1 protein-coding gene is annotated in these 268 nt (G+C 62.3%); it reads right to left on the reverse strand.

Features of this window, described 5'->3' with window-relative positions:
• Nucleotides 1-268 (reverse strand): hypothetical protein (locus tag Q5762_RS38585; RefSeq protein WP_315896981.1); only part of this gene is annotated, 268 nt, incomplete at both ends.

Raw genomic sequence — 268 nt, forward strand, 5'->3', positions numbered from 1 at the left:
TGTAGTGTCGCCGGCTCCGACGATGAGATAGGTCGGGATCGCCATTTGCCGTAGCCCGGCCTCGTCCATGCCGAACCCCCGGATATCGCCCGGAGCCATCGCAAAGGCCGCCAGGACCCGATCGTCGCGCAGGTCGCGGGCGGGTTCGGCATCAAGCTTCATCTGCTCGCGGATATAGGCCGGCACCGCCTCATTGTTCTTCCAGATGCGCTGAAACTTCAAGAAAAGTTCCGGATTGACCTTGGCGCCCCCGATCCAGAGCGAAGTG

The sequence above is a fragment of the Streptomyces sp. P9(2023) genome (assembly GCF_032436795.1).
Taxonomy (GTDB): domain Bacteria; phylum Actinomycetota; class Actinomycetes; order Streptomycetales; family Streptomycetaceae; genus Streptomyces.